The sequence below is a fragment of the Pseudomonas sp. 8AS genome, from assembly GCF_902506505.1.
GTDB lineage: Bacteria > Pseudomonadota > Gammaproteobacteria > Pseudomonadales > Pseudomonadaceae > Aquipseudomonas.
In genome coordinates this window covers 3,975,578-4,002,196 of the sequence record NZ_LR733406.1, presented here as the reverse complement: position 1 = coordinate 4,002,196, position 26,619 = coordinate 3,975,578, and the positions used below count along the sequence as shown (strand labels likewise).

General features: G+C 67.4%; 29 protein-coding genes. 18 read left to right on the top strand and 11 right to left on the bottom strand.

What is annotated here, in order from left to right; genetic code table 11:
• Nucleotides 1-4 precede the first annotated feature (4 nt).
• On the bottom strand, nt 5-1,615 hold the full coding sequence (locus GV001_RS18765; RefSeq protein ID WP_160082647.1) for an FAD-dependent oxidoreductase: 1,611 nt from the start codon (nt 1,613-1,615) through the stop codon (nt 5-7).
• A gap of 114 nt (nt 1,616-1,729) precedes the next feature.
• Between GV001_RS18765 and GV001_RS18760 the strand changes: the two genes are divergently transcribed.
• Complete coding sequence (locus GV001_RS18760) at nt 1,730-2,767, top strand: AraC family transcriptional regulator (protein ID WP_256664958.1); 1,038 nt, start codon at nt 1,730-1,732, stop codon at nt 2,765-2,767.
• Nucleotides 2,768-2,916: 149 nt separating this feature from the next.
• On the opposite strand, the gene ppa is transcribed toward GV001_RS18760, so the two are convergent.
• The 4 genes from ppa to GV001_RS18740 all read right to left on the bottom strand — a co-directional run bounded on the left by ppa (nt 2,917) and on the right by GV001_RS18740 (nt 5,085).
• Nucleotides 2,917-3,444: an inorganic diphosphatase gene (ppa, locus tag GV001_RS18755; protein WP_160082643.1), complete on the bottom strand. Its 528-nt coding sequence runs from the start codon at nt 3,442-3,444 to the stop codon at nt 2,917-2,919.
• A gap of 77 nt (nt 3,445-3,521) precedes the next feature.
• Nucleotides 3,522-4,340 (bottom strand): zinc-dependent peptidase, encoded by an 819-nt coding sequence (locus tag GV001_RS18750; RefSeq protein WP_160082641.1) that lies wholly within the window; start codon nt 4,338-4,340, stop codon nt 3,522-3,524.
• A 2-nt stretch (nt 4,341-4,342) separates the two neighbouring features.
• Nucleotides 4,343-4,501: a hypothetical protein gene (locus GV001_RS18745; RefSeq protein ID WP_160082639.1), complete on the bottom strand. Its 159-nt coding sequence runs from the start codon at nt 4,499-4,501 to the stop codon at nt 4,343-4,345.
• Between the two features lie 128 nt (nt 4,502-4,629).
• Nucleotides 4,630-5,085, bottom strand: coding sequence for a GNAT family N-acetyltransferase (locus tag GV001_RS18740; protein ID WP_160082637.1), 456 nt, complete (start codon nt 5,083-5,085; stop codon nt 4,630-4,632).
• Between the two features lie 345 nt (nt 5,086-5,430).
• On the opposite strand from GV001_RS18740, the gene mpl reads away from it, so the two are divergent.
• The 3 genes from mpl to GV001_RS18725 are packed head-to-tail and all read left to right on the top strand — an operon-like array spanning nt 5,431 to nt 7,761.
• On the top strand, nt 5,431-6,789 hold the full coding sequence (gene mpl, locus GV001_RS18735) for a UDP-N-acetylmuramate:L-alanyl-gamma-D-glutamyl-meso-diaminopimelate ligase (protein ID WP_160082635.1): 1,359 nt from the start codon (nt 5,431-5,433) through the stop codon (nt 6,787-6,789).
• A 53-nt stretch (nt 6,790-6,842) separates the two neighbouring features.
• On the top strand, nt 6,843-7,472 hold the full coding sequence (gene ubiX / locus GV001_RS18730; RefSeq protein WP_160082633.1) for a flavin prenyltransferase UbiX: 630 nt from the start codon (nt 6,843-6,845) through the stop codon (nt 7,470-7,472).
• Nucleotides 7,465-7,761: a YceK/YidQ family lipoprotein gene (locus GV001_RS18725; protein WP_160082631.1), complete on the top strand. Its 297-nt coding sequence runs from the start codon at nt 7,465-7,467 to the stop codon at nt 7,759-7,761. Before ubiX ends, GV001_RS18725 begins: the two co-directional genes overlap by 8 nt.
• A 36-nt stretch (nt 7,762-7,797) precedes the next feature.
• Here GV001_RS18725 and GV001_RS18720 read toward each other — a convergent pair whose 3' ends face one another.
• The 4 genes from GV001_RS18720 to GV001_RS18705 form a co-directional block, all read right to left on the bottom strand.
• Nucleotides 7,798-8,979 carry an acetyl-CoA C-acetyltransferase gene (locus GV001_RS18720; protein ID WP_160082629.1) on the bottom strand — a complete coding sequence of 394 codons (1,182 nt, stop codon included), beginning with the start codon at nt 8,977-8,979 and terminating at the stop codon, nt 7,798-7,800.
• Nucleotides 8,980-9,137: 158 nt separating this feature from the next.
• On the bottom strand, nt 9,138-9,779 hold the full coding sequence (locus GV001_RS18715) for an oxidoreductase (RefSeq protein ID WP_160082627.1): 642 nt from the start codon (nt 9,777-9,779) through the stop codon (nt 9,138-9,140).
• 68 nt (nt 9,780-9,847) lie between these two features.
• Nucleotides 9,848-11,557, bottom strand: a complete 1,710-nt coding sequence (locus GV001_RS18710) for a C13 family peptidase (RefSeq protein ID WP_160082625.1) — start codon at nt 11,555-11,557, stop codon at nt 9,848-9,850.
• Nucleotides 11,558-11,773: 216 nt separating this feature from the next.
• Nucleotides 11,774-12,229 carry a MaoC family dehydratase gene (locus GV001_RS18705; protein WP_160082623.1) on the bottom strand — a complete coding sequence of 152 codons (456 nt, stop codon included), beginning with the start codon at nt 12,227-12,229 and terminating at the stop codon, nt 11,774-11,776.
• Between the two features lie 161 nt (nt 12,230-12,390).
• On the opposite strand from GV001_RS18705, the gene GV001_RS18700 reads away from it, so the two are divergent.
• Genes GV001_RS18700 through GV001_RS18690 form a run of 3 tightly spaced genes read left to right on the top strand, consistent with a single transcriptional unit; the run spans nt 12,391 to nt 14,067 of the window.
• Nucleotides 12,391-12,753, top strand: coding sequence for a CidA/LrgA family protein (locus GV001_RS18700; RefSeq protein ID WP_160082621.1), 363 nt, complete (start codon nt 12,391-12,393; stop codon nt 12,751-12,753).
• On the top strand, nt 12,750-13,466 hold the full coding sequence (locus tag GV001_RS18695; RefSeq protein ID WP_160082619.1) for an LrgB family protein: 717 nt from the start codon (nt 12,750-12,752) through the stop codon (nt 13,464-13,466). Before GV001_RS18700 ends, GV001_RS18695 begins: the two co-directional genes overlap by 4 nt.
• Nucleotides 13,467-13,476: 10 nt before the next feature.
• Nucleotides 13,477-14,067 (top strand): LON peptidase substrate-binding domain-containing protein, encoded by a 591-nt coding sequence (locus GV001_RS18690; RefSeq protein WP_160082617.1) that lies wholly within the window; start codon nt 13,477-13,479, stop codon nt 14,065-14,067.
• An 87-nt stretch (nt 14,068-14,154) separates the two neighbouring features.
• Here the strand turns inward: GV001_RS18690 and GV001_RS18685 are convergent, their stop codons facing one another.
• Complete coding sequence (locus tag GV001_RS18685; protein WP_160082615.1) at nt 14,155-15,471, bottom strand: bifunctional DedA family/phosphatase PAP2 family protein; 1,317 nt, start codon at nt 15,469-15,471, stop codon at nt 14,155-14,157.
• The gene (locus GV001_RS18680; RefSeq protein WP_160082613.1) at nt 15,468-16,181 is read right to left on the bottom strand and encodes a DNA-3-methyladenine glycosylase; all 714 of its coding nucleotides are present in this window, start codon (nt 16,179-16,181) and stop codon (nt 15,468-15,470) included. The genes GV001_RS18685 and GV001_RS18680 overlap by 4 nt, the downstream gene beginning before the upstream one ends.
• Nucleotides 16,182-16,337: 156 nt before the next feature.
• Here GV001_RS18680 and GV001_RS18675 point away from each other — a divergent pair, with 156 nt between their 5' ends.
• From GV001_RS18675 to lipB, 11 genes are all read left to right on the top strand, one after another.
• Nucleotides 16,338-17,603, top strand: coding sequence for a glutamate-5-semialdehyde dehydrogenase (locus GV001_RS18675; RefSeq protein ID WP_160082611.1), 1,266 nt, complete (start codon nt 16,338-16,340; stop codon nt 17,601-17,603).
• Complete coding sequence (nadD, locus tag GV001_RS18670) at nt 17,603-18,241, top strand: nicotinate-nucleotide adenylyltransferase (RefSeq protein WP_160082609.1); 639 nt, start codon at nt 17,603-17,605, stop codon at nt 18,239-18,241. Before GV001_RS18675 ends, nadD begins: the two co-directional genes overlap by 1 nt.
• 19 nt (nt 18,242-18,260) lie before the next feature.
• Entirely contained in the window at nt 18,261-18,620 is a 360-nt protein-coding gene (gene rsfS / locus GV001_RS18665) for a ribosome silencing factor (RefSeq protein WP_160082607.1), read from the top strand.
• Nucleotides 18,621-18,629: 9 nt separating this feature from the next.
• Nucleotides 18,630-19,097, top strand: coding sequence for a 23S rRNA (pseudouridine(1915)-N(3))-methyltransferase RlmH (gene rlmH / locus GV001_RS18660; protein ID WP_160082605.1), 468 nt, complete (start codon nt 18,630-18,632; stop codon nt 19,095-19,097).
• Nucleotides 19,098-19,135: 38 nt separating this feature from the next.
• Nucleotides 19,136-21,061, top strand: a complete 1,926-nt coding sequence (gene mrdA, locus GV001_RS18655) for a penicillin-binding protein 2 (protein ID WP_160082603.1) — start codon at nt 19,136-19,138, stop codon at nt 21,059-21,061.
• Nucleotides 21,058-22,203: a rod shape-determining protein RodA gene (rodA, locus tag GV001_RS18650; protein WP_160082601.1), complete on the top strand. Its 1,146-nt coding sequence runs from the start codon at nt 21,058-21,060 to the stop codon at nt 22,201-22,203. Before mrdA ends, rodA begins: the two co-directional genes overlap by 4 nt.
• Nucleotides 22,185-23,231, top strand: a complete 1,047-nt coding sequence (gene mltB / locus GV001_RS18645) for a lytic murein transglycosylase B (protein ID WP_372238561.1) — start codon at nt 22,185-22,187, stop codon at nt 23,229-23,231. Before rodA ends, mltB begins: the two co-directional genes overlap by 19 nt.
• Complete coding sequence (locus GV001_RS18640; protein WP_160082597.1) at nt 23,228-24,244, top strand: septal ring lytic transglycosylase RlpA family protein; 1,017 nt, start codon at nt 23,228-23,230, stop codon at nt 24,242-24,244. Before mltB ends, GV001_RS18640 begins: the two co-directional genes overlap by 4 nt.
• 99 nt (nt 24,245-24,343) lie before the next feature.
• Nucleotides 24,344-25,522: a D-alanyl-D-alanine carboxypeptidase family protein gene (locus GV001_RS18635; RefSeq protein ID WP_160082595.1), complete on the top strand. Its 1,179-nt coding sequence runs from the start codon at nt 24,344-24,346 to the stop codon at nt 25,520-25,522.
• Between the two features lie 163 nt (nt 25,523-25,685).
• Nucleotides 25,686-25,964, top strand: a complete 279-nt coding sequence (locus GV001_RS18630; protein ID WP_160082593.1) for a DUF493 domain-containing protein — start codon at nt 25,686-25,688, stop codon at nt 25,962-25,964.
• A complete protein-coding gene (gene lipB / locus GV001_RS18625; RefSeq protein ID WP_160082591.1) occupies nt 25,964-26,581 on the top strand; it encodes a lipoyl(octanoyl) transferase LipB in 618 nt (205 codons plus the stop codon). Before GV001_RS18630 ends, lipB begins: the two co-directional genes overlap by 1 nt.
• Nucleotides 26,582-26,619 lie beyond the last annotated feature (38 nt).

Genomic DNA, 26,619 nt, shown 5'->3' with positions numbered 1-26,619 from the left:
GAGATCAGCCAGCGTTTATCGAACGTGCTGCGGCGCGCGCGGTGAGAATGCAGGCTGGCAGGAAGGTGCCTTCGAGCGAGCGTTTGCCGTTGGCGCCGCCGCCGCCGAATCCGGCGGCTTCGCCAACGCAATACAGGCCTTCGAGCGGACGGTCGCTTTGATCGAGGACGCGGCTTTGCAGGTCGGTGCGCAGGCCGCCGAGGCTTTTGCGCGAGATCAGTTGCGTCTGGATGGCGATCAACGGGCCGGCGCCCGGCATCTGCAGGGGCGCCGGTTTGCAGGTGCGCAGGCGGTCGGGGCCCCATTGGCGGGCATGCAGGATGCGCCGGATCTGCTCGTCGTTTTGCAACCGCCTGCCGCCCCGGAAGTTGGCGTCGAAGGCGTCCGCCGTGGCCTGCAGTACTGCCGGGTCGATGTCCAGCGAGCAGGTCAGGGCGTTCATCTTCGCGGCCAGCCCGGCGAGGCTGTCGTCGACCAGGAAGTGCCGGCTTTCGCGTTGCATCTGGCGCACCAGGCGGTGGTTGCCGGTAAGGGTTTCCCAGAGAAAGCCTGGCAGCTGTTTGTCGCGGATGCGCTGATTGTGTTCCGCGCCGGAGATGGCAAATTCCTTGGCGGCGATGCGCCAGTTCAGCAGTTGCCAGGTCCAGGGCTTTTCTTGCTCGGCTACGCGCTGGCACAGCCAGTGGGTATCGAAGCCGGTGACCAGGGGTTGCGGGCCAATGCGCCGGCCGCTGTGGTCCAGCCACAGCGCCGACTTGCAGGGGATGGCGGACAAGCCATGGCCGGCGAAATGCGGGTACGGGTGCGGGAACCCGGCCGCGTAATTCCACATCTCCCCCGCGTGGGTGATCCGCCCGCCCAGGGTGTCGGCCACCAGATGATGCAGCTTGCCGTCGGCGTAGGGATGGGCTCCGTTGAGCATGGCCTGTGGCAGCGGCCTGTCCGTGGGCCAGTTGGCGCGGGTCTCGGCGTGGCTGCCGTTGATGCCGCCCATGGCCAGCACGACCACGGGAGCCTGCAGGCGGATTTCGCGGGGGTCGTCTTCGTGCTGGCCGATAACCCCGGATATCTTGCCGGCCTGATAGTCCAGCCCGGTCACCCGGACCCGGTGCAGCAGGTGCAGTCGGCCACCACTACCGGCGAGCTGCAGCGCCGCGATCAGGCGGCGGGTCATTTCACGCGCCGTGCCCCAGATGACGTGGTAGCGCGGCAGGCTGTTGCCATCGCCATTCAGGCCGCGCTCGACCCAGTTCACGGCCGGCAGAAACTTCACGCCTTCTGCGCTCAGCCAGTCATAGACCTCTCGGCGGGAGTACTCCACGTAGTACCTTGCCCACTGCAGGGGATAAGCGTCGTCCGGCGCCAGCTCGCCAAAGCGCAGCCAGTCGCGCAGCGCTATTTCCGGGCTGTCCGGGATGTTCATCCGCGCTTGCAGTGGCGTATCCACCAGCGCCATGCCGCCAAAAGCCCACAGCGCCAGGCCACCCAGGCGTTCCGGCGAATCACGGTCGACCAGGGTGACGCGCTTGCCCGCGCGCAGGGCTTCCAGAGCGGTGACGATACCGGCGAGCCCGCCCCCCACCACGACCAGATCGGACTGCAGCGTTTGGCTCATCACTGATGTGCTCCCCTAGCAAGGCTGTCTTGTGGTGGAAAACCTTATCCGCCTATTCTCCAAACGGATTGACTTTGGAGGACAGCCGCATTGACTTTAGAGGCCGGCGTTTCGATGAGCTGGGTCAACACCGTGTTCGCTGCGGCGCAACGCCTGGGGGTCACCCAGGAGGCGCTTCTGCGGGCGGCGGGGATCTGCGCCGATGAGCTTGATCAGGAGCGCTGGCCGGTGGATCACATTACCCGCCTGTGGCGGGCGGCGGCCCGACTCACCGGGGATCCCGGTTTCGGCCTGAAGGCCGGCTCGCAGGTAGGCCCCGCCAGCTTCAACGTGGTGAGTTATCTTCTGCAGTCGGCGCCATCGCTACGGGAGTCGATAGCGCTGGTGCAGCGCTACCAGCGGCTGATCAGTGACGGTGGTCGCGTGCAAATGATTCCAGGCAACAACGCCACCTGGCTGATTTACCACCCCTGTCAGGGGCAGTTGCCGTTCAGCCCGCATCAGATTGAAGCGGTGCTGGCCGCGGTGGTCGCCCTGGGCCACAGGCTGACGGGCACTCTGCTGCTGCCGCTCAAGGTGCAGTTCAGTCAGCCGCCTCTTGGGCCACTCGAAGACTATCGCAGCGTGTTTCGCTGCCCGGTCGAGTTCGACCAGGCGTTCAGCGGCATCCTGATCGACAATGCCGCGCTGGACACGCCCCTGGCCCAGGCCGAGGCGCCACTGGTCAACATGCACCGTCAATACGCGTCGGCGCGCCTGGCCGCCCTGTCGAAGCCCGACGACCTGGCTCAAGAGCTGAGCGCATGGATCCGTTCAAGGTTGCCCGGCCAGCCGCCGACTCGAGCCATGGCCGCCCAGGCACTGGGCCTCAGCCCGAAAACCCTGGCGCGGCGCCTGCAGCAAGACCATCTCGATTTCTCCACGCTCCTGGATCAGGCCCGTCGTGATGCTGCGCTGCTGGCGGTTTCCTCGGGCGACCTGGGGTTGGCCGATATCGGCCACAGCCTGGGGTTTGCCGAGCCGAGCATTTTCTGGCGGGCATTCAAGCGCTGGACCGGCATGACGCCTGCGCAGTGGCGACAGCGAGCCGTTGCCGGGCATGAATCGGCTCAAGTGCTGGAGGGGCTGACTGGCAAGCCTGGGGCAGCCTGAAGACCGGACGGCCAATGTGGGGTGGCCGCTTCTGCCGTGATTGGTTCTGGGCGTGAGCGGGTGTTGCATTGCCCGGGGCGTGGAGCGGGGGATTTCTGCAGACAATAAAAAGGCCGGCTTGTGGCCGGCCTTTCGGGGGTGGGTTTGGCTTATTTTTGGTAAGCCGCAACCGCCTTCAGAATTGCTTCGCGGGCCGCGTCGGCATTGCCCCAGCCTTCGACCTTGACCCACTTGCCCTTCTCGAGATCCTTGTAGTTCTCGAAGAAGTGCTTGATCTGCTCCAGCAGCAGGGCCGGCAGGTCGGTGTATTCCTTGATGTCGACGTACAGCTGGCTCAGCTTGTCATGCGGCACGGCGATCAGCTTGGCGTCGCCGCCGGCTTCGTCGGTCATGTTCAGTACGCCCACCGGACGGCAGCGGATGACCGAGCCCGGGGCGACCGGATACGGGGTCACGACCAGCACGTCGAGGGGGTCGCCGTCGTCGGCCAGGGTGTGCGGGATGAAGCCGTAGTTGGCCGGGTAGAACATCGGGGTCGCCATGAAGCGATCGACGAACAGGCAGTCGGTGTCGTGATCGATTTCGTATTTGATCGGCGCGTGGTTGGCCGGAATCTCGATGGCGACGTAGATGTCGTTCGGCACGTCTTTGCCGGCCGGGACTTTGCTGTAGCTCATGGTGGACACCCCAGGGTTGGGCCAAAAAAGTGGGCGGATTATAGGCACATTCGGCGGGCGTTACTACGCCCTCCTGCTCAGCCTTTGGTCGTGTCCCGGTAATCCGGATGTTCTGCTTGCAGGCGCTGCAGGCGTTGCAGCGGGTCCTGGCGGTAGAAGGCGCGGAGCTGGGCGTAGACGGCGGGGAAGGCGGCTGCCAGCAGATCCGGGGCACTGAAGAAGTATTCGCTGGTGACGGCGAAGAACTCCGCCGGGTTTTCCGCGGCATAGGGGTCGATGGCCGTTTCGGCGTGCGGGTTGGCGTCGAGAATGGCGTTCATCCGCGCGTAGGCGTCCTGCATGGCGGTGGCCCAGTCCTCGATGCGCATCTGGCTGTGCAGCGGCGGCAGGCCGTTGGCGTCGCCGTTGAGCATGTCCAGCTTGTGCGCCAGCTCGTGGATCACCAGGTTGTAGCCGTCCCAGCCGCCGCTGGCCTGCACCCCGGGCCAGGCCAGGATCACCGGGCCGCGGTGCCAGGCTTCGCCGCTGTGTTCGGCCTCCCATTCGTGAACCACGCCACTGGCGTCGCGGTGGCGCTGCGGGCTGACGAAGTCGTCGGGGTACAGGACGATTTCGTGGAAACCCTGGTACCAGTCGAGTTCGGCCAGGTGCAGCAGCGGCAGCTGGGCCTGGGCGGCGAGCAGCAGGCGTCCGTGCGGGTCGAGGTCGACGCCGGGCAGGGCGGTGAGGTGCTTGTCATGCAGGAACAGCACGCAGCGTTCGCGCAGGCGTTGCAGTTCCTGCGGGTCGAGGCCGTCGAGCAGCGGCAGCTGCCGCAGCACGGCCTGCCAGTCGCCGTCGGCGAGCGGGTGGCGGCGCAGCAGGCGCTGGCGCCACCAGCGATGCAGCAGGCCCATGCTCAGACCGCGTGCCGGCTGCTGTGCCGGTAGCAGTAGCCCAGGGCGCACGGGCTGCCGACCCCGAGCAGAAAGGCGTAGATCCGGGTGCTGCATGGGTTGGCCGGCGACTCCAGATCGGCATCGAGGCGCAGTAACGGGTCGATCGGGTTGAATTCCATGGGCTCACGGGCGTGCGCTGAAAGCCGGCGATTATACGGGCAGGAAGCGGCGGCGGGGCGCGCCAGGTTGGCGCAGGGGCAGGCGCCGGCGCACCGGGGGTACGCCGTCGCGGGCCGGGCGGTGGGGCTCAGTCCTGGTCGAGGGGCAGGACGAAGTTCTTGAATTCGGTGTCCTCGCGGAAACCGATCGATTCGTAGGTCTTGTGCGCGGTCTCGAAGTTGACACTGGAGGCCACGCGCATGCGCACCGCATTGGTGCTCTTGGCCATCTGCTTGGCGGTCTGCAGCAGGCGGTCGGCGACCAGCATGCGCCGCGCGTCCTCGGCGACGAAGATGTCGTTGAGGATCCACACGCGCTTGAGCGACAGCGAGGAGAAGCTGGGGAATAGCTGGCAGTAGCCGAGCGCCTTGTCCTCGTCGTCGGCCAGGGCCAGGTAGATCACCGATTCCTTGCGCTTGAGGCGGTTCTCCAGGAACTTGCGCGACGAGTCGGGCAGCGGCAGCTCGCCATAGAACTCACGGTACTTGATGAACAGCGGGGTCAGCAGGTCCAGATGCTCCAGGGTGGCTTGGACGATGCGCATAGCGGGCCTCGGCGGTTATGGAGTGGCGTGGCTGGCAATGCAGATGCTGTGCCAGTGGTCAGGCTTGATCCTGCCTAATGCGACTGGAAAGCGCAATCCAAGCAAGCGTTTGATTTCATCTGCGTCGATCAGGCGCTGATCGTGTCGCCGGCGGCGCTCCTGGTTTTTGCCTGGTGCCGGGCGCCTGGCCCATATTGAGTTGTGCGGACTCGGCAGTTTTATCCGGGGGCGCGGGATCATTTCGCCTGCCGCGGGTCTATGACTGCCCGGGTCAGCGGCAGAGCCGCTGTGCTAACCTGCGCGAGATTTTTCCGGGCTGGCGCGGCCCGTTTTTCGAGGTCATCGATGCACATTCACATTCTCGGTATCTGCGGCACTTTCATGGGCTCCCTGGCGGTTCTGGCCAAGGAACTGGGCCATCGCGTCACCGGTTCCGATGCCAACGTCTACCCGCCGATGAGCACCCAGCTCGAAGCCCAGGGCATCGAGCTGCTGCAGGGCTATGAGCCGGCCCACCTGCAGCCGGCGCCGGACCTGGTGGTGGTTGGCAACGCCCTGAGCCGCGGCAACCCGGCGGTGGAGTATGTGCTCAACCAGGGCCTGCCCTATGTGTCCGGCCCGCAGTGGCTGGCCGACCATGTGCTGCAGGGCCGCTGGGTGCTGGCTGCCGCCGGCACCCACGGCAAGACCACCACCAGCAGCATGCTGGCCTGGGTGCTGGAGCATGCCGGCATGAGCCCGGGCTTCTTGATCGGCGGCGTGCCGCAGAACTTCGGGGTGTCGGCGCGCCTGGGCGGCACGCCGTTCTTCGTGGTCGAGGCCGACGAGTACGACAGCGCCTTCTTCGACAAGCGCAGCAAGTTCGTCCACTACCGCCCGCGCACGGCGATCCTCAACAACCTGGAATTCGACCACGCGGACATCTTCCCCGACCTGGCGGCCATCGAGCGGCAGTTCCACCACCTGGTGCGCACCGTGCCGGGCGAGGGGCTGATCATCCATCCGGCCAGCGAACAGGCGCTGCAGCGGGTCATCGGCATGGGCTGCTGGACCCCGGTGCAGACCACAGGCACTGGCGGCCAGTGGCAGGCCAGGCTGCTCAGCGCCGACGGCTCGCGCTTCGAGGTGTGGTTCGACGAGGCCCTGATGGGCGTGGTCGAGTGGTCGCTGACCGGCCAGCACAACGTCGCCAACGCCCTGGCCACCCTGGCCGCGGCGCGGCATGTCGGCGTGGTGCCGGAACTGGGCATCGCCGGCCTGTCCGGCTTCAGGAGCGTCAAGCGGCGCATGGAGAAGGTCGCCGAGGTCAAGGGCGTGACTATCTACGACGACTTCGCCCACCATCCGACCGCCATCGCCACCACCCTCGACGGCCTGCGCAAGCAGATAGGCGATGCGCCGCTGATCGCGGTGATCGAGCCGCGCTCCAACTCGATGAAGCTCGGCGCCCATCGCGACGGCCTGCCGGCGTCCGTGGTGCAGGCCGACCGGGTCTACTGGTACGCGCCGGCCAACCTGGGTTGGGATCTGGCGGCCACGGTAGCCTCGTCCAGCGTGCCGACCGAGGTCTGCGACTCGCTGGAGGCGATCATCGCCGGGGTCAAGGCCCACGCCGCGCCGGGTACCCAGGTGGTGGTGATGAGCAACGGTGGCTTTGGCGGCTTGCATGGCAAACTGGCGGAAGCTTTGAAGTCGGGCGGGTGAATCCCGCGTAGGCAATTGATTGGCGGGTTCCGCCCGCCCTACGGAGTTCGCCCATGAGCGGCCCTGAACGCATCACCCTGGCCATGACCGGCGCTTCCGGCGCCCAGTACGGCCTGCGCCTGCTCGACTGCCTGGTGCAGGAAGAGCGCGAGGTGCACTTCCTGATTTCCAAGGCCGCGCAGCTGGTGATGGCCACCGAGACCGACGTGACCCTGCCGGCCAAGCCCCAGGCGATGCAGGCGTTCCTCAGCGAATACACCGGCGCCGCGCCGGGGCAGATCCGCGTGTACGGCAAGGAGGACTGGATGGCCCCGGTGGCTTCCGGTTCCGGCGCGCCGGCGGCCATGGTGGTGGTGCCGTGCAGCACCGGCACCCTGTCGGCCATCGCCACGGGCGCCTGCAACAACCTGATCGAGCGCGCCGCCGACGTGGCGCTGAAGGAGCGTCGCCAGCTGATCCTGGTGCCGCGCGAGGCGCCGTACTCCAGCATCCATCTGGAGAACATGCTCAAGCTGTCCAACCTCGGCGTGGTGATCCTGCCGGCCTCGCCCGGTTTCTATCACCAGCCGCAGACTGTCGACGACCTGGTCGACTTCGTCGTCGCGCGCATCCTCAACCTGCTGAACATTCCCCAGGACATGCTGCCGCGCTGGGGCGAGCACCATCTGGGCAGCGATGACTAAAGCGGCCGGCCTGGGCCTGGCGCTGTTGCTGGTCGGGCTGCTGCCCGGCTGCGCCAGCGTGCGCACCCTGGATGCGGCCAAGCCGGGGGCGCCGATCATCTATGCCGGCACGCGGCTGGACTGGTATGTGCTGCACGGCGGCTGCTGCCCGCTGGATCGTTTCGGCGCCGAGGCGCCGACCTATGCGGGAGTCGACCTGCCGTTCAGTGCCCTGCTGGACACCCTGCTGTTGCCGCTGGCCGTGGCCGCCGAGCTGGGTATCGGGCTCAGCGTCACGGGCGGCAACTGAAACGACGCGGGCCTTGCGCCCGCGTCGATCTTCTTGTTAGGCGCGCTCGACCGCCAGGGCCACGCCCTGACCGCCACCGATGCACAGGGTGGCCAGGCCTTTCTTGGCATCGCGGCGCTGCATCTCGTGCAGCAGGCTGACCAGCACGCGGCAGCCGGAGGCGCCGATCGGGTGGCCGAGGGCGATGGCGCCGCCGTTGACGTTGACCTTGTCCAGGCTCCAGCCCAGCTCCTTGGCCACCGCCAGGGCCTGGGCGGCGAAGGCTTCGTTGGCTTCGACCAAGTCCAGGTCCGCGACGCTCCAGCCGGCCTTGCCCAGGGCGCGGCGGGTGGCGGACACCGGGCCGATGCCCATGATCGCCGGGTCGACCCCGGAGCCGGCGGCGGCGGCGATGCGCGCCAGCACCGGCAGCTTCAGCTCGGCGGCTTTCTCGGCGCTCATCAGCAGCACGGCGGCGGCGCCGTCGTTGAGCGAGGAGGCGTTGCCGGCGGTGACGCTGCCATCCTTCTGGAAGGCCGGCTTGAGCTTGCCCAGGGCATCGGCGGTGGTGCCGGCGCGCGGCTGCTCGTCGCGGGCGAAGGCCACTGGCTCACCCTTGCGCTGGGGGATCAGCACCGGGGTGATCTCGCCGTCGAAACGCCCGGCCTCGATGGCGGCGCTGGCGCGCTGCTGCGAGGTGGCGGCGAAGGCGTCCTGCTCCTCGCGGCTGATCTGGTATTTGGCGGCCAGGTTCTCCGCGGTGATGCCCATGTGGTAGTCGTTGAAGGCGTCCCACAGGCCGTCCTGGATCATGGTGTCGACGACCTTGCCGTGGCCCATGCGCAGGCCGGTGCGCGCTTGCGGCAGGACGTAGGGCGACAGGCTCATGTTTTCCTGGCCGCCGGCGATGATCACCTCGGCGTCGCCGCAGGCGATGGCCTGGTAGCCCAGCTGCACGGCCTTGAGGCCCGAGCCGCAGACCTTGTTGATGGTGAAGGCCGGCACGCTCTGCGGCAGCCCGGCCTTGATCACGCTCTGCCGCGCCGGGTTCTGCCCGGCACCGGCGGTGAGCACCTGGCCGAGGATCACTTCGTCGATCAGTTCGGCGCTGACGCCGCTCTGCGCCAGCAGGCTACGGATGACCGTGGCGCCCAGCTCGACGGCGGGAATCGCGCTGAGCGCGCCCTGGAAGGCGCCGATGGCGGTACGGGTGGCAGCAACAATCACGACTTCGCGCATGTGTTCTCCGGTGTCTGGCAGTGGGTGGGCTGTGGCGCGTGCGCCACGGCGGGCAGGTCGCGGCAGCGAGCCGCGGACCTGCCGGGGAGGCCGAGTTTAAAGCGCCGGGCGGGGTGTGAACAGCGCGACGGACTGGCGGCCGCGTGCGCGCGGCTGCGCTAGCGGCCGAGCCGGCGCAGCTCGTCGGATTCGACGATGCGTACGCCGCGGCCTTCTTCCAGGGCCAGGCGCCACAGCGCGCGGGCCAGCACGGCGGCCTCGATGCCGCGGTACTTGCCGGGCAGCCAGCGCAGGAAGGGCGCGGCCAGCTGTTCGCCGAGACGGAACTCGGCGCGGGTGCCGAGCAGCAGCGACGGCCGGGCAATGGTCAGTTGCGGCCAGTCCTGGGCAATCAGCGCCTGTTCCATTTCGCCCTTGATCCGGTTGTAGAACACCGTGGAGCCGGCGTCGGCGCCCAGGGCGCTGATCACCAGCAGATGGCGCGCGCCGAGTTCGCGGGAGCGCCGGGCGAAGGCGACGACCAGGTCGTGGTCGACGGCGCGGAAGGCCTCCTGCGAGCCGGCCTGCTTGATGGTGCTGCCCAGGCAGCAGAAGGCCGCATCGACCCGGCCCTGCAACTGCGGCAGCAGCTCGGGCAGCTCGCCCACCGGGTTGTCCAGGTGTGGGTGTTCGGCCAGCGGGCGGCGGCTGGGCGCCAGCACGCGGCAGATGGTCGGCTCGCTGAGCAGGCGGTCGAGCAGGTGCTCGCCGGTGAGGCCGGTGGCTCCGGCGAGCAGGATGTGCTGGGGCGTCAGGTACATGCTGATTACTCCGCTGATACTGCCAGCTTAGAAGTTTTTGCTCATGCCGGTGTGCGTGCTATGCCGCTTTACTGCACTTTATTTGCGCTGGCGTTTTCCAGGGCCAGCCGGGCCTGGCTGGCGCGCATCGCCTTCCAGTGGGTGAGCACGGCCGGCGGGGCCCACAGTTGCGGTTCCGAGGGCTCGAAGTCTTCGGCCTGCTCGCGCTCGGCGACTTTTGCCTTGGCCAGCGCGAAGGCGCGCTGCAGGTCGTCGGTCTCGGCGAAGGCCTCGGCGAACAGGGCGCGGCCGAAGTAGGTGAAGTCATTGTCCTCGGCGCAGCCGAACGATACGCGGTCGGCGCGGGCGGCCGTCATCACCAGGGTCTTGTCGTCCTTGAGCGGCGCAATGAAGCCACCGGAGTAGCAGGCCGAAATCACCACCACCTTGTGCCGTTCGCGCAGGGGCTGCAGCAGGGTGGCCAGTTCAGCGGCCGGCAAGTCGTCCAGCTGCAGGCGCGGCTGGTCCAGGCGCAGCTGGTGGTCGGGCGAGCCGTGGCTGGTCAGGTAGATGAACACCAGGTCTTCCGGGCCGCTGCGTTCGGCCAGGGCGCGCACGGAGCGGGTCAGGCTCTCGCGGGTGGCCAGCGGGCGGTCGGCCAGGTGGTCGCGGTGGTTGCTCAGGCGGATGCCGCCGCGGGCGTTGAAGCGCTCGCCGAGCAGCCGGCTGACGTAGTCGGCCTCGCGCAGGAACACGCTCTGCGTGCCGTCGCCGGCCAGGGTCAGACTGTACAGCTCGGTGGCCGGGGTCGAGGCGGGCACGGCGGCGATGGCCTGGTCGAGCAGGCGGCCCTGTTCCAGCAGGCCCAGCTCCAGCGCGTCGGGCTGGGTTGCGCCTTGGCTGTCGCGGATCAGCTGGCCGCCTTGCCAGGTGCCGCTGCGCCGGCTGCCATCGGTGAGCGCCAGGGTGCCGTCGCCGGCATAGTCGTTGTTGGCGAACTGGCCGCGGTAGACGCTACCGTCGGCCAGGGTCAGCTCGCCCTGGCCGTGGAAGCGCCACTGGCGGAACTCGCCGAGGTAGTGGCGGCCATCGGCGCCACTGAATTCGCCCTTGCCCTCCAGCGCGCCGTCCACGAAGTTGCCCAGCCAGGCATCGCCCTCGGCGTTCTGGAAGCGCCCCTTGCCGTGGAACAGGTCGTTATGGAAGCTGCCGCTGTAGTGTTCGCCCTCGGCGCCCGTGTAGCTGCCCTGGCCATGCAGCACGCCGTTGTCGAAGGTGCCGCTGTACTGGTTGCCGTTCTCGCTGCGGGTGCCGGGGCCATTCAGTTCACCGCGCACGAAGCGGCCCTGGTAGCGATTGCCGCCCGACCATTCGAGGCTGCCCAGGCCATGGTAGCGGTCGTCGCGGAACTCGCCGCGGTAGCTCACCTCGCCTTGCTGCAGGTGGCCTTCGCCATGCAGGCGGCCTTGTCTGAAGCCGCCCCGGTAGGTGCTGCCGTCGCTGTAGGTCAGTGTGCCCTGGCCATCGAACAGGCCCTGGCGGAACTGGCCGAGATAGTGTTCGCCGCCGGCCCCTTGCCATTCGCCCTGGCCATCGCTCTGGCCGTCCTTGAAGTTGCCGACGTACCAGCTGCCGTTGGCATAGTCGATGCGCCCCTCGCCCTGCAGCAGGCCATCGACCACCTCGCCGCGGTAGCGGCCGCCGTCGGGCAGTACTGCGTCGGGCGGCAGCAGCGGCTCGCCGTCGCCGCAGGCGGCGAGCAGCAGGGCAAGGGTCAGTGGCGCGAGAAGGCGGGGCATGGTGGACGTCCGGGTCGGTGCATGCTTCGAGTATGCCGCAGGGCTGCTGTCGCTCCAATGCAAACGGGGCGCTTGTGCGCCCCGTTGCAATTTAGATTTTGACCGTTACGAGCGAAGGTGAGACAAGGCGAAAGCAGGCGAGGAGGCGGAGTTTACGTCCGTAAATGAGCAGTCCGAGCTTGCTTTCAACGCCGCGTCAGCGCAGTAGGTCAAAAGTCAGACGAAGCACAGGGTCAGCGGCTCGGCGATATAGGCGGGTTTCTCCTCGCCTTCGATCTCCAGGGTGGCCTGGGCCTTGATCAGCCACTGGCCGGGGCGTTTCTCGGTGACATCGACGATGCTCAGCGCCAGGCGCACGCGGGAGTCGACCTTGACCGGCTGGATGAAGCGCACGCTGTCGAGGCCATAGTTGACCGCCATCTTCAGGCCCTCGGGCATGATCATCAGGCTTTCCATCAGCATGGGGATCAGCGACAGGCTGAGAAAACCGTGGGCGATGGTGGAGCCGAAGGGCGTGTGCTTGGCCTTGACCGGGTCGACGTGGATGAACTGGTGGTCGCCGGTGCATTCGGCGAACTGGTTGATGCGGTTCTGGTCGATGGTCAGCCATTGCGAGCGTCCGAGCTCTTTGCCTGCGTAGTCTTTGAGTTGTGATACGGGTACAAGCGGCATAGATCCTCCTTGAGGATGCAAGAAATTTGTTGTTTTTGGTGGTGAACCTTGCTGGCCCTAGATCAGCATGAGTCGGCGGGCGGGTCAAGCCGAAAGTCGCGGTTTATGGCGTCCCCTTCGGCATGCCTATAATGGGCGCCGCAAACCCGCCGGAGACTCCCATGCTGCTACGCGGCCTGACCTGGCTGGTGCTGTTCCAGTTGCTCGGCACCGCCCTCAATTCCCTGTTTCTCGGCATGCTGCCGGGGCCGATCATCGGTCTGCTGCTGCTGTTCGTGTTTCTGCTGTTGCGGGGCGAGGTGGGCGAGCCGCTGAGCGAGGCGGCGGCCGGCCTGCTGCGCTACCTGCCGCTGCTTCTGGTGCCGCCGGCGGTGGGGGTGATGGTTTACGCCGAGCAGCTGGCCACCGATTTCTGGGCGCTGGCCGGGGCGCTGGGCCTGTCGTTGCTGCTGTCGCTGCTGTTCGCCGGCTGGCTGATGCAGAAGCTGATCGAGCGGCAGAGTCGGCGCGAGGAGCGCTCATGAGCCTCGACTGGCAGGCCGCCGTGCAGGCGGTGATCCACCATCCGCTGTTCGGCGTCGGCATCACCCTGGCGGCTTATCAGCTGTCCCTGGCCGCCTATGAAAGGACCCGCTGGGTGTTCCTGCAGCCGGTGCTGCTGTCCATGACCATACTGATCGGCGTGCTGCTGCTATGCGGCCTGAGCTACGCCGAATACCGCAGCAGCACCTTCCTCCTCAGCGTGCTGCTCGGGCCGACCACCGTGGCCCTGGCCGTACCCCTGTACCTCAACCTGCGGCGCATCCGCCAGCTGTTCTGGCCGGTGCTGATCACCCTGGCGCTGGCCGGCGTGTTCGCTACCGTGCTGGGTGTGGCGCTGGCCTGGCTATTCGGCGCCGACCACATGATGCTGATGACCCTGGCGCCGAAGTCGGTGACCTCGCCGATCGCCATGCTGGTGGCCGAGCAGATCGGCGGCGTGGCGGCGCTGGCGGCGGTATTCGTGTTGATCACCGGGGTGCTCGGGGCGATCTGTGGGCCGGAGCTGCTGCGCCTGATCGGCGTGCATCATCCGGCGGCGCAGGGCATGGCCCTCGGCCTCACCGCCCATGCGGTGGGTACGGCGCGGGCGCTGCAGGAGAGCGAAGAAAGCGGTGCCTTCGCCGCCCTGGCGATGAGCCTGATGGGGGTGGTCACGGCCATCGCCCTGCCGCTGGTTGTCGCCCTGATCGCCTGAGGAGGGTTGCATGAACTTCCCGCTGTTCCCGCTCAACACCGTGCTGTTTCCCGGTTGCCTGCTCGATCTGCAGATTTTCGAGGCGCGCTACCTGGACATGGTCAGCGCCTGCATGCGCCGCGGCGAAGGCTTCGGCGTGGTCGGCATCCTGCAGGGGCAGGAAGTCGGCGTGGCCGCCGGGCGCCATGCCGAGGTCGGCTGCGAGGCGCTGATTCGCGATTTCCAGCAGCGCCCCAATGGCCTGTTGGGCATCCGCGTCGAGGGTGGCCGGCGTTTCCTGGTCGAGCGCAGCGCGGTGCAGGCCGACCAGCTGATCCTGGCCGAGGTGCGCTGGCTGGATGAGCAGGCTGACGCGCCACTGCGGGCCGAGGATGCCGACCTGGCGGCGCTGCTCAATGCCTTGAACGAGCACCCGCTGGTTGCCGGGCTGGGCATGGGCGGCGCGGTCGCCGGGCAGCAGGCCCTGGCCAATCAGCTGGCCTACCTGCTGCCGTTCAGCGTCGAGGAGAAGCTGCAGGCGCTGCGCGAGGCCGATCCGGCGCAGCGCCTGGCGCAGATCCAGCACCTGCTCGACCGCCTGCAGGGCGGGATGATCGCGTAGGTTGGGTTAGCCGCATGACGGCGTAACCCATCGAGCGGAGCCGATGGGTGTCGCTGCGCTCGACCCATCCTGCGGTCCTGTCAGGCCTCAATAACGGTACTGCTGCAGCGCTTCCGGCAGGGCCCAGGCGCTGACGGCGCCGAGCAGGGCCAGGCTCGCCGGCAGGATCAGCAGCCACACGCGCGGGCTCAGCGGTGCCAGGGTCTGGCGCCGCTGCAGGAAGGCCAGCCAGGCGGCGCAGACGCTGCCGGCCAGCAGGGCACCGGCGAGGATGTCGGTGGGCCAGTGCACGCCCAGGTAGACCCGCGACAGGGCGATCGCCAGGGCCGGCAGGCTGGCCAGCAGCAGCCAGGTCAGACGCGTGCGCGCCGGGGTGCCGCGCCCGGCGAGGATGCCCAGAGCGAGGAAGAAGGCGAAGGCCGCCGAGCTGTGCCCGCTGGGCAGGCTGAAGGTGTCCAGCGGCTGCAGCAGCACATCCGGGCGGGCACGGGCGAACAGGTACTTGAGGCCGGTGTTGGCCAGGGCGGTGAGCAGCATGCAGCCGGCCACCAGCAGCGCCCCATCGAAACGCCGGCTGAGCAGCAGCAGGGCGGTCAGCAGCGCGCCGGCCGCGGCCTGGGTGGCAAAGTTGCCGAGGCCGGTGATCAACAGGGCGAGGCTATCCAGGGTGCTGCTGCGCTGCTCCTGGACCAGGGCCATCAGCCCCTGGTCGAGGGTGCTCAGGTACGGCACGCCCAGTAGCAGGGCGGCCAGTAGTGCGCCGCTGCAGCCGGCGGCCACACCGGTGGCCCAGCGCTGTTCGCGCAGGCTGCTCTGCATCACCACCAGCAGCATCAGGGCGATGGCCGCGGCGACGATGCCGGCGGCGCTCCAGAAACCCTCCGGCAGCGGCAGGCGCAGGGCGGCGCCGGTGGCCCAGCCCGGCAGCATGTAGGCCACCGCCCAGCCGGCGGCGGCCAGCATGCTGACCAGGGCGAAGCGCACGAACGGCATGTCGAGCATGCCGGCCACCAGCGGCAGCATCGGCCGCAGTGGGCCGATGTAGCGGCCGACCAGCAGGCTGGCGACGCCGTAGCGCTTGAAGTAGTTCTCCGCGCCACCCAGCCATTCGGGGTGGTCGCGCAGCACCGGCAGGCGGCGGATGCCCTGGTGGAAGCGCCGGCCCAGGCCATAGGAAATCGCGTCGCCGAGCAGGCCGCCGGTGTAGGCCAGCAGCAGGGTCTCCCACAGACTCAGGGCGCCGCTGCCGGCGAGCATGGCCAGGGTGAACAGCACCACGGTGCCGGGAATCAGGATGCCGGCCACGGCCAGGCACTCCAGGCAGGCGATGATGAAGATGGTCAGGCCCAACCATTCCGGGTTGGTCTCCAGCCAGAGAGTCATGGTGTCGAGCCATTGGCTCATGGGTACAGCTCCTGTGGTGGTAGCACGTGATAATCCTGGCCTTCGCGCTGGCCGCGGCGCAGCGGGTTGCGCGTGCACTGGTGGGCGAAGGCGGCGTCGACGAAGCGGTAGAGCAGGTGTTCGTCGCGCCCGGCGGGGATGCCCAGGCGGGTAGTCTGAATGATCTGGCCGGGCATTTCGCCGACATCCTCGACGAACAGGCGCAGCGGGTCGAAACGGCGGGCGTCCCAGTCCGGCACTTTCAGGCCGAGGCTGCGGCACAGCAGGGTCTGCCCGGCGCACAGCTTGTGTGGCGGGCGCGGGCTGCCGTCGGCGGCGGGGTTGTTGGCCTGCATGCGCGCCAGGGCGTCGGGCGCGCAGCGCGGGTCGAGCCAGGGCGCGGCGGACTTGATCAGCACGGCGTTGCCCGGGCCCTGGGCGCTGAAGTTCAGCGAGTCGCCGCCGCGGGCGTAGTACATGTAGATGTGCCCGCCATCGAGAAACAGCGCGCGGCGCTTCTCGGTGTAGCCGAGCGAGGCATGGCTGCCCTTCTCGGCGGCGTAGTAGGCCTCGGTCTCGATGATCCGCGCGGCCAGCCAGTGGCCCTGGTGGCAATGGCGGATGACCTTGCCGAGCAGGGCGCAGGCGACGGTCTGCGCGTCGCGGTCGAAGAACGCGGCGGGCAGCGGTCGGGCTTCCGGCCAGGGCAGTGGCGAGTCGATAGCGGACATGGGCGGCGATGGCAGATGGAGTGCGGGCGCGATCATAGCAACAACTTTCGGCGCCCGGCTGCCGTGCTGGCGACCATCCGCCCGACGCCGCTGGGCTTGAGGCCGCGCTATCGCTATAATCGGCCCCTTTTTCCAACTGCCAGACATTCCGAGACCATGACCGAGTCCGTGCTCGACTACATGACCCGCCTGGGCCGCGCCGCGCGCGATGCCTCGCGGGTGCTCGCCCGCGCCAGCACCGCGCAGAAGAATCGCGCCCTGCAGGCCGCCGCCAATGCCCTCGACGCCGCGCGCGCCGAGCTGACTGCCGCCAATGAACTGGACCTGGCCGCCGCCCGCGCCAGTGGCCTGGAGCCGGCCATGGTCGACCGCCTGGCCCTGACCCCGGCCGTGATCGACAGCATGATCGAAGGCCTGCGCCAGGTCGCCACCCTGCCGGACCCGATCGGCGAGATCCAGGGCATGCGTTACATGCCGTCCGGTATCCAGGTCGGCAAGATGCGCGTGCCGCTGGGCGTGATCGGCATCATCTACGAGTCTCGGCCGAACGTGACCATCGACGCCGCCAGCCTGTGCCTGAAGTCGGGCAACGCCACCATCCTGCGCGGCGGCTCGGAGGCGATTCATTCCAACCAGGCGATTGCCCGCTGCATCCAGCTCGGCCTGGGCGAAGCCGGCCTGCCGGCCAGCGCCGTGCAGGTGGTGGAAACCACCGACCGCGCCGCCGTCGGCGCGCTGATCAGCATGCCGGAGTTCGTCGACGTGATCGTGCCGCGCGGCGGCAAGGGCCTGATCGAGCGCATCAGCCGCGACGCCAAGGTGCCGGTGATCAAGCATCTGGACGGCGTGTGCCACGTCTACATCGACGTCGCCGCCGACCTGGACAAGGCCATCCGCGTCGCCGACAACGCCAAGACCCAGCGCTACTCGCCGTGCAACGCCATGGAGACCCTGCTGGTGAATGCGGCCATCGCCGACCAGGTGCTGCCGCCGCTGGCCGCCATCTACCGCAGCAAGGGCGTCGAGCTTCGCGGCGATGCGGCGACCCGCGCCCTGCTCGGCGGCGATGTGCTGGAAGCGACTGAGGAAGACTGGTTCGCCGAATACAACGCGCCGATCCTGGCGATCCGCATCGTCGATTCGCTGGAGGCGGCCATCGAGCACATCAATAAATACGGCTCGCAGCACACCGACGCGATCATCACCGAGAACTTCTCGGACGCGCGGCGCTTCCTCACCGAAGTGGATTCCGCCTCGGTGATGGTCAATGCCTCGACCCGTTTCGCCGATGGTTTCGAGTACGGCCTGGGCGCGGAGATCGGCATTTCCACCGACAAGCTGCATGCCCGCGGCCCGGTCGGCCTGGAGGGCCTGACCAGCGAGAAGTACGTGGTGTTCGGCGACGGGCACATTCGCACCTGATGGCGCGCCGTATCGGGATCCTGGGGGGCACCTTCGACCCGGTGCATATCGCCCATCTGCGCGGCGCCCTGGAAGTGGCCGAGCAGCTGGCGCTGGACGAGCTGCGGCTGATCCCCAGTGCGCGGCCGCCACACCGCGAGGCGCCGCAGGTCAGCGCCGAACAGCGCCTGGCCATGGTTCGCCTGGCGGTAGAGGGTGAGCCACGGTTGGCAGTCGATGACCGCGAGCTGCGCCGCGACAAACCGTCGTTCACCTACGACACCCTGGAGTCGCTGCGGGGTGAGTTGGCGGCGGACGATCAAGTGTTTCTCCTGCTGGGCTGGGATGCCTTCTGCGGGTTGCCGACCTGGCATCGCTGGCAGGAACTGCTGCAGCACTGCCATATCCTCGTGCTGCAGCGGCCGGATGCCGACAGCGAGGCGCCGGAAGCGCTGCGCGACCTGCTCGCGGCGCGCAGTGTGAACGATCCGCAGGGCCTGGTCGGGCCGGGCGGACAGATTGCTTTTGTCTGGCAGACACCGCTGGCGGTGTCGGCCACGCAGATTCGCCAGTTGCTGGCAGAGGGGCGTTCGGTGCGTTTTCTGCTGCCCGACGCCGTGCTGGCCTATATCCAAACCCACGGGCTGTACCGCGGGTAAACCGATTCATGAGGTAACGATGCAAAACGAACAACTGGTCAAGGTCGCCATCGCGGCCCTGGAAGACATGAAGGCCCAGGACATCACCACCATCGATGTGCGCGGCAAGACCAGCGTCACCGACTTCATGGTGATCGCCAGTGGTACCTCCAGCCGTCACGTCAAGTCGATGGCCAACGAAGTGCTGGACAAGGTCAAGGAGCAGGGCGTGCGCCCGATCGGCAGCGAAGGCCTGGACGGCGGCGAGTGGGCCCTGCTCGACCTCGGCGACGTGGTGGTCCATGTGATGCAGGTCGCCACCCGCCAGTTCTATGATCTCGAGCGTCTGTGGCAGGGTGCCGAGCAGAGCCGCGCCCACCACCAGGACCAGCCGGAGTAAGTCGCTGACGTGCGTATTAAGCTGATCGCCGTCGGTTCGCGCATGCCGCGCTGGGTGGAAGATGGCTGGCAGGAGTATGCCAAGCGTCTGCCGCCGGAGCTGGCCCTCGATCTGGTCGAGATTCCGCTGACCACCCGCGGCAAGAATGCCGACGTGGCGCGGATGATCCGCCAGGAAGGCGAGGCCATGCTGAGCAAGGTCCAGGCGGGGGAACGCATCGTCACCCTGGAGGTCCATGGCAAGCCGTGGAGTACCGAGCAACTGGCGGCCGAGCTGGAACGCTGGCGCCTGGACGCGCGCACCGTCAACCTGATGGTCGGCGGGCCCGAGGGGCTGGCACCGGAGGTCTGCGCGCGCAGCGAGCAGCGCTGGTCACTGTCGCCGCTGACCCTGCCGCACCCGCTGGTGCGCATCCTGATCGGCGAGCAGATCTACCGGGCCTGGACCCTGTTGTCCGGCCACCCGTATCACAAGTAGCCAGCCACCAAAAACGCCGCCCACTCAAGTAGTCGCAGATGCCGCAACCGATCCGCCTCAAGGACCACGAAAAGGACGCCCGTCTGGTACGCCGGCGCGTGGTGGTCGGTGCCGTGGCCGTGTTGCTGCTGACCTGCGTGCTGATTGCACGGCTGTACTACCTGCAGGTTATCCAGTACGAGCACCACAGCACCCTGGCGGAGAACAACCGCATCCACGTGCAGCCGATTCCGCCGACCCGCGGCCTGATCTTCGACCGCAACGGGGTGATCATCGCCGACAACCGCCCCAGCTTCAGCCTCACCGTGACCCGCGAGCGGGCCGGCGACTGGCAGCAGGTGCTGGATGTGGTGGTCGAGGCGCTGCAGCTGACGGCGGATGATCGCGCCCTGTTCGAGAAGCGCATGCGCCAGGGGCGGCGGCCGTTCGAGCCGGTACCGATCCTGTTCGAGCTGTCCGAGGAGCAGATCGCGCGGATCGCGGTCAACCAGTTCCGCCTCCCCGGCGTCGACGTGGTGGCCCAGCTGGTGCGTCACTACCCGCAGAAGGAGCACTTCGCCCACTCGGTCGGCTACGTCGGGCGGATCAACGAGAAAGAGCTGAAGGAGCTCGATCCGGTCAACTACAGCGGCACCCACCATATCGGCAAGACCGGCATCGAACGGTTCTACGAGGACCTGCTGCATGGTGAGGTGGGCTACGAGGAGGTCGAGACCAATGCCCGCGGCCGGGTGTTGCGCGTACTCAAGCGCACCGACCCGAAGCCGGGCGCCGATCTGGTGCTGAGCCTCGATGTGAAGCTGCAGCAGGCCGCCGAGCAGGCCCTGGGCGGGCGCCGCGGCGCGGTGGTGGCGATCGAACCGAGCAGTGGCGAGGTGCTGGCGATGGTCAGCCAGCCGAGCTTCGACCCCAACCCCTTCGTCACCGGCATCGGCTTCAAGGCCTATGCCGAGCTGCGCGACTCCATCGACCGGCCGCTGTACAACCGCGTGCTGCGCGGTCTCTACCCGCCGGGCTCGACGATCAAGCCGATGGTCGCGGTATCCGGCCTGGACGCCGGCGTGGTCACTCCGCAATCACGGGTGTACGACCCCGGCTACTACCAGTTGCCCGGCCACAGCCACAAATACCGCAACTGGAACCGTAGCGGCGACGGCGCGGTGAACCTGGAATACGCCATCATGCGTTCCAACGACACCTATTTTTACGATCTTGCGCACAAGATGGGCGTGGACCGCATGCACGACTACATGAGCCGCTTCGGCCTGGGCCAGAAGGTCTCCCTGGACATGTTCGAAGAGGCGCCCGGGCTGATGCCGTCGCGCGAGTGGAAGCGCGCGCGCTATCGCCAGCCCTGGTACCCGGGCGAGACGCTGATCCTCGGCATCGGCCAGGGCTACATGCAGACCACGCCGCTGCAGCTGGCCCAGGCAGTGACCCTGATGGCCACGCGCGGCAAGTGGATTCGCCCGCACCTGCTGCGCACGGCCGAGGGCAAGACCTCGCAGCAGCTGATGGACGAGGAGGTCATCGATGCGGTCGAGACCCCGGCCGATATCGTCCTGCGCGACCCCAAGTTCTGGGACTACGGCCGCTTCGGCATGGAACAGGTGATGCACGGTCCGCGCGGCACCGCGCGCAAGGTCGGCGACTCGGCCCTCTACCGGATCGCCGGCAAGAGCGGCACGGCGCAGGTGGTGGCGATCAAGCAGGGCGAGAAATACGACCGCTCCAAGGTGGCCGAGCGCCATCGCGACCACGCCCTGTTCGTCGCCTTCGCCCCGGCCAACGATCCGAAGATCGCCGTGGCGGTGATGGTGGAGAACGGCGAGTCCGGCTCCGGCGTGGCCGCACCGGTGGTCAAGCAGGTGATGGATGCCTGGCTGCTCGGCGAAGACGGCCAGCTCAAGCCGGAGTTCCGCGCCTCGGAGCCGGTCGTCGAACCCGCGAGTGTCAGCCGATGAACAGTAACTTCGACCGTACCCTGTCCCAGGAAGACGTGTTCAAGCGCCGCGCCACCCTGCTGCAGCGCCTGCACATCGACGGCTGGCTGCTGCTGATCCTCCTGGTGTTGGCCGCCGGCAGCCTGTTCGTGCTGTATTCGGCCAGCGGCAAGAACTGGGATCTGCTGATCAAGCAGGCCAGTTCCTTCGGCCTGGGCCTGGTCGGCATGATCGTCATCGCCCAGTTCGAGCCGCGTTTCATGGCGCGCTGGGTGCCACTGGCCTATGTGCTCGGGGTCGGCCTGCTGCTGGTGGTGGAGGTGATGGGCCACACGGCCATGGGTGCCACCCGCTGGATCAACATCCCCGGGGTGATCCGCTTCCAGCCCTCGGAATTCATGAAGATCATCATGCCGGCGACCATCGCCTGGTACCTGGCGCGGCACAACCTGCCGCCCAAGCTCAAGCACATCGCCATCAGCCTGGTACTGATCGTCATCCCCTTCGTGCTGATCGCGAAGCAGCCGGATCTCGGCACCGGCTTGCTGATCCTGGCTTCCGGTGCCTTCGTGCTGTTCATGGCCGGCCTGCAGTGGCGCTGGATTCTCGGTGCGCTGGCGGCCATCGTGCCGATCGCCGTGGGCATGTGGTTCTTCGCCCTGCGCGAATACCAGAAGCAGCGCGTGCTGACCTTCCTCGACCCGGAAAGCGACCCGCTGGGCACCGGCTGGAACATCATCCAGTCCAAGGCGGCCATCGGTTCCGGCGGCGTGCTGGGCAAGGGCTGGCTGCTCGGCACCCAGTCGCATCTGGATTTTTTGCCGGAAAGCCACACGGACTTTATCATTGCCGTCCTGAGCGAAGAGTTCGGCCTGGTCGGAGTGTGTATCCTGCTGCTGGTCTACCTGTTGCTGATCGGCCGCGGCCTGATGATCACCGCGCAGGCGCAGACCCTGTTCGGCAAGTTGCTGGCCGGCAGCCTGACCATGACCTTCTTCGTCTACGTATTCGTTAACATCGGCATGGTCAGCGGGCTGCTGCCGGTGGTGGGGGTGCCTCTGCCCTTCATCAGTTACGGCGGAACCCATTTGGTGACGCTGTTGTCAGGTTTTGGGGTTTTGATGGCGATCCAGACCCATCGCAAATGGATCGCACAGGTTTGATAAGAGTGAATAATTTGAAACAGGCATGGCGCGGCTGGCTGATGCGCAGCACTCATTGGATCGGCCTGGCCGCAGCCCTGGGCCTGAGCGGCACGGCGCTGGCCGGCGACTACGACGGTTCGCCGCAGGTGGCCGAGTTCATCGCCGAGATGACCCGCGACCACGGTTTCGCCGGCGAACAGCTGGTGGCCCTGTTCCGCGAGGCCGAGCGCAAGCAGGCAATACTCGATGCCATCTCGCGCCCGGCGGAGAAGGTCAAGCCGTGGAAGGACTACCGGCCGATCTTCATCACCGATGCGCGGATCAGCAAGGGCGTGGACTTCTGGAACCAGAACGCCGAGGCCCTGGCCCGCGCCGAGCAGGAGTACGGCGTGCCGGCCCAGGTGATCGTCGCGATCATCGGCGTGGAAACCTTCTATGGCGGTAATACCGGCAGCTGGCGCGGCCTCGATGCCTTGTCCACACTGTGCTTCGATTATCCGCCGCGCGCGCAGTTCTTCTGCCAGCAGCTCAAGGAGCTGCTCCTGCTGAGCCGCGAGGAGCAGGTCGACCCGCTGACCCTGAAGGGCTCCTATGCCGGGGCCATGGGCCTGCCGCAATTCATGCCGAGCAGCTTCCGCGCCTACGCGGTGGACTTCGACGGCGACAACCACATCAATATCTGGAGCAATCCGGTGGATGCGATCGGCAGCGTCGCCAGTTACTTCAAGCGCCATGGCTGGGTCAGCGGCGAGCCGGTGGTCAGCCGCGCCCAGGTCAAGGGCGAGCAGGCCGACAGCGGCCTGACCGTCGGCCTCGACCCGGTGAAGAACGTCGGCGAGCTGCGTGCCCTGGGCTGGACCAGCGCCGACGTGCTGCGCGACGATATCCCGGTCACCGCCTTTCGCTTCGACGGCGCCGAGGGTGAGGAATACTGGATGGGCCTGCCCAACTTCTACGTGATCACCCGCTACAACCGCAGCAGCATGTATGCCATGGCCGTGCATCAGCTGTCCGAGGCGCTGCTGGCCAAGCGGAGCGGTCGATGAGGCGCGTCCTGCCGTTCGCCCGCCGCAGCCTGGCCTTCGCCGCCCTGGGCCTGGCCCTGGTCAGCTGCACCACCAGCAAGCCGACCCCGCCGGTGCCCGCCGGTGGCCCGGTGTCGGGGCCGGGCGACTACAGCCGCCCGCACCGCGACGGCGCGCCCTGGTGGGATGTCGACGTGTCGCGCATCCCCGATGCGGTGCCGATGCCGCACTACGGCCGGCTCAAGGCCAACCCCTACACGGTGCTGGGCAAGACCTACTACCCGATCAACGATGCCCGGCGCTACCACGCCACCGGCACCGCGTCGTGGTATGGCACCAAGTTCCACGGGCAGGCCACCGCCAACGGCGAGGCCTATGACCTGTACGGCATGACCGCTGCGCACAAGACCCTGCCGCTGCCGAGCTATGTGCGGGTGACCAACCTGGACAACGGCCGCACGGTGATCCTGCGGGTCAACGACCGCGGTCCGTTCTACTCCGACCGCATCATCGACCTGTCCTTCGCCGCGGCGAAGAAGCTCGGCTATGCCGAAAGCGGCACCGCGCGGGTCAAGGTCGAGGGTATCGATCCCCACGAGTGGTGGGCCCAGCAGGGCCGCCCGGTGCCGATGGTGCTGGCCCAGCCGAAGATGGCCGAACCTGCGGCCGCGCAGCCGCTGGCCGTGGCTCAGCCGGTCAGCCAGCCGATCGAGCAGTACACGCCGCCCGTCGAGCAGCACGCCGCGGCCGTGCTGCCGGTGCAGATCGACGCAAAAAAAAACGATTCAGTCGCAGCCTCTGGCCTGTATCTCCAGGTGGCCGCCTTCGCCAATCCGGACGCTGCGGAGCTCCTCAAGGCGAAGCTGAGCGAGACGGTGCCTGCCAAGGCCTTTATCAGCTCGGTGGTGCGCAACCAGCAGATTCTGCACCGGGTACGCCTGGGGCCGATCGAAACGCAGGGTGAGGCGCAGCAGCTGCAGGACAGCGTGCGCCTGGCCAACCTCGGTCAGCCGACCCTGGTGCGGGCCGACTGAACCTTCTTCGTCCGTCGCCCGCCGTTGCGGGCAGGCGGTGAATGCAGGCAGCCCTGGCGTTGCCTGTGCCATTGTTGAATAGCCATTTCAGAGAGACGGATGAATATCTCCCGCTTTGCCCGATGCCTTTCCCTGTTCACCCTGCTGCTCGGCGCGCCGCTCACCCAGGCCGCCCAGGACCAGGCGATCCCGTCGCCGCCGCAGCTGGCGGCCAAGTCCTATGTGCTGATGGATGGCGCCAGCGGCAATGTCCTAGTGGAGAACAACAGTGACCAGCGCCTGCCGCCGGCCAGCCTGACCAAGCTGATGACCGCCTACATCGCCACCCTGGAGATCCGCAAGGGCAAGATCGGCGAGGAAGACCTGGTGCCCGTCAGCGAGCACGCCTGGCGTACCGGTGGCGCGGCTTCCGGCGGTTCCACCATGTTCCTGCCGCTGAACAGCCAGGTGAAGGTGGACGACCTGCTGCACGGCATCATCATCCAGTCCGGCAACGACGCCAGCATCGCCCTAGCCGAGTACATCGCCGGCAGCGAGGATGCCTTCGCCGACATGATGAACGAGACCGCCGAGCGCCTGGGCATGAAGAACTCGCACTTCATGAACGCCACCGGCCTGCCGCACCCGGAGCACTACTCCAGTGCCCACGACATGGCCATCCTGGCGCGCGCGATCATCAACGAGGACGCCGAGCACTACGCGATCTACTCGCAGAAGGACTTCTTCTGGAACAACATCAAGCAGGGCAACCGCAACCTGCTGCTGTACCGCGACAAGACCGTCGACGGCCTGAAGACCGGCCACACCGAGGAAGCCGGCTACTGCCTGGTGGCTTCTGCTGTGCGTGAGAATGCGCGGATGATCACCGCGGTGTTCGGCACCGTCAGCGAGTCGGCCCGCGCGGCGGAAACCCAGAAGCTGCTGACCTACGGCTTCCGCTTCTTCGAGACCCAGACCTTCTACAAGAAGGGCCAGGAACTGAGCCAGGCCCAGGTCTGGAAGGGCGCCACGCGTCAGGTCAAGGCCGGCCTGGCCGAAGACCTGACCATGACCCTGCCCAAGGGCCAGATCAAGCAGCTGCAAGCCAGCATGACCGTCGAGCCGCAGCTGGTGGCGCCGCTCAAACAGGGCGACGTGATCGGCAAGGTCGAGGTCAAGCTGGGTGACAAGGTGGTACACAGCGCCAATCTGATCGCTCTCGAAGCGGTCGAGGAGGGTGGCTTCTTCCGCCGCCTGTGGGATGGCATCCGCCTGTTCTTCTACGGCCTGTTCAACTGAGGTCGCCTGGACGCCCCTACCGGGCGTCCGCAAACTGCCAGCAGGCCTTGAAAAATCCTCGGCCGGGCTTATTAAGGGTGCATGCACCGTCGCGTGCCCCATCCGTGCAAGGCCCCGTACCTGGGGCCTGCTCTTGCCTACAGGCCAAAAGCCTGCCGAAGCCATGACCGATACCGATATCCAAGCCCCGAAAATCGAATTCCCCTGCGAGCGCTACCCGATCAAGGTGATCGGCGAAGCGGGCGACGGCTTCACCGACCTGGTGATCGAAGTGATGCAGCGCCATGCGCCGGGCTTCGACGCCACCAGCCTGGTGGTGCGCGACAGCCGCAACGGCCGCTTCCTCTCCGTGCAGGTGCTGATCACCGCCACCGGCGTGGAGCAGCTGCAGGCGATCCATCTCGACCTGAAAGCCACCGGCCGCGTACACATGGTGCTCTAGTGGCAGCGCTCGTCGTGCGTCACCTGGGGTTGGTGGAGTACCTGCCGACCCTGGAAGCCATGCGCAGCTTCACCGCCGAGCGCGATGCGTCGACCCCCGACGAAATCTGGCTGCTGCAGCATCCTCAGGTATTCACCCAGGGCCAGGCCGGCAAGCCGGAGCATCTGTTGGCCCCTGGTGATATTCCGGTGGTGCAGGTCGAGCGCGGTGGCCAGGTTACTTACCATGGTCCCGGCCAGCTGGTGGCCTACCTGATGCTCAATCTGCGGCGCCAGGGCTTGGGGGTGCGCGACCTGGTCACCGCCATGGAGCGGGCGCTGGTCGATGTATTGGCCGGCTATGGCGTCGAGGCGGCGCCGAAGGCCGATGCCCCGGGGGTCTACGTCAAGGGCGAGAAGATCGCTTCGCTGGGCCTGCGGGTGCGCAATGGCTGCTCGTTCCATGGCCTGGCGCTGAATGTCGATATGGATATGTCGCCGTTCCGGCGCATCAACCCTTGCGGTTATGCCGGCTTGCAGATGGTTCAGCTCAGGGATCTGCTCGACACCCCGCCTGCGCTCGACGAGGTGGCGCAACGTCTGGAGCGCGCCCTGCGCGAGCGCCTGGGTTACGTCTGAAGAAGCGCCCGAGCCAAGCAGGCTCGGGTCGTTTTCGG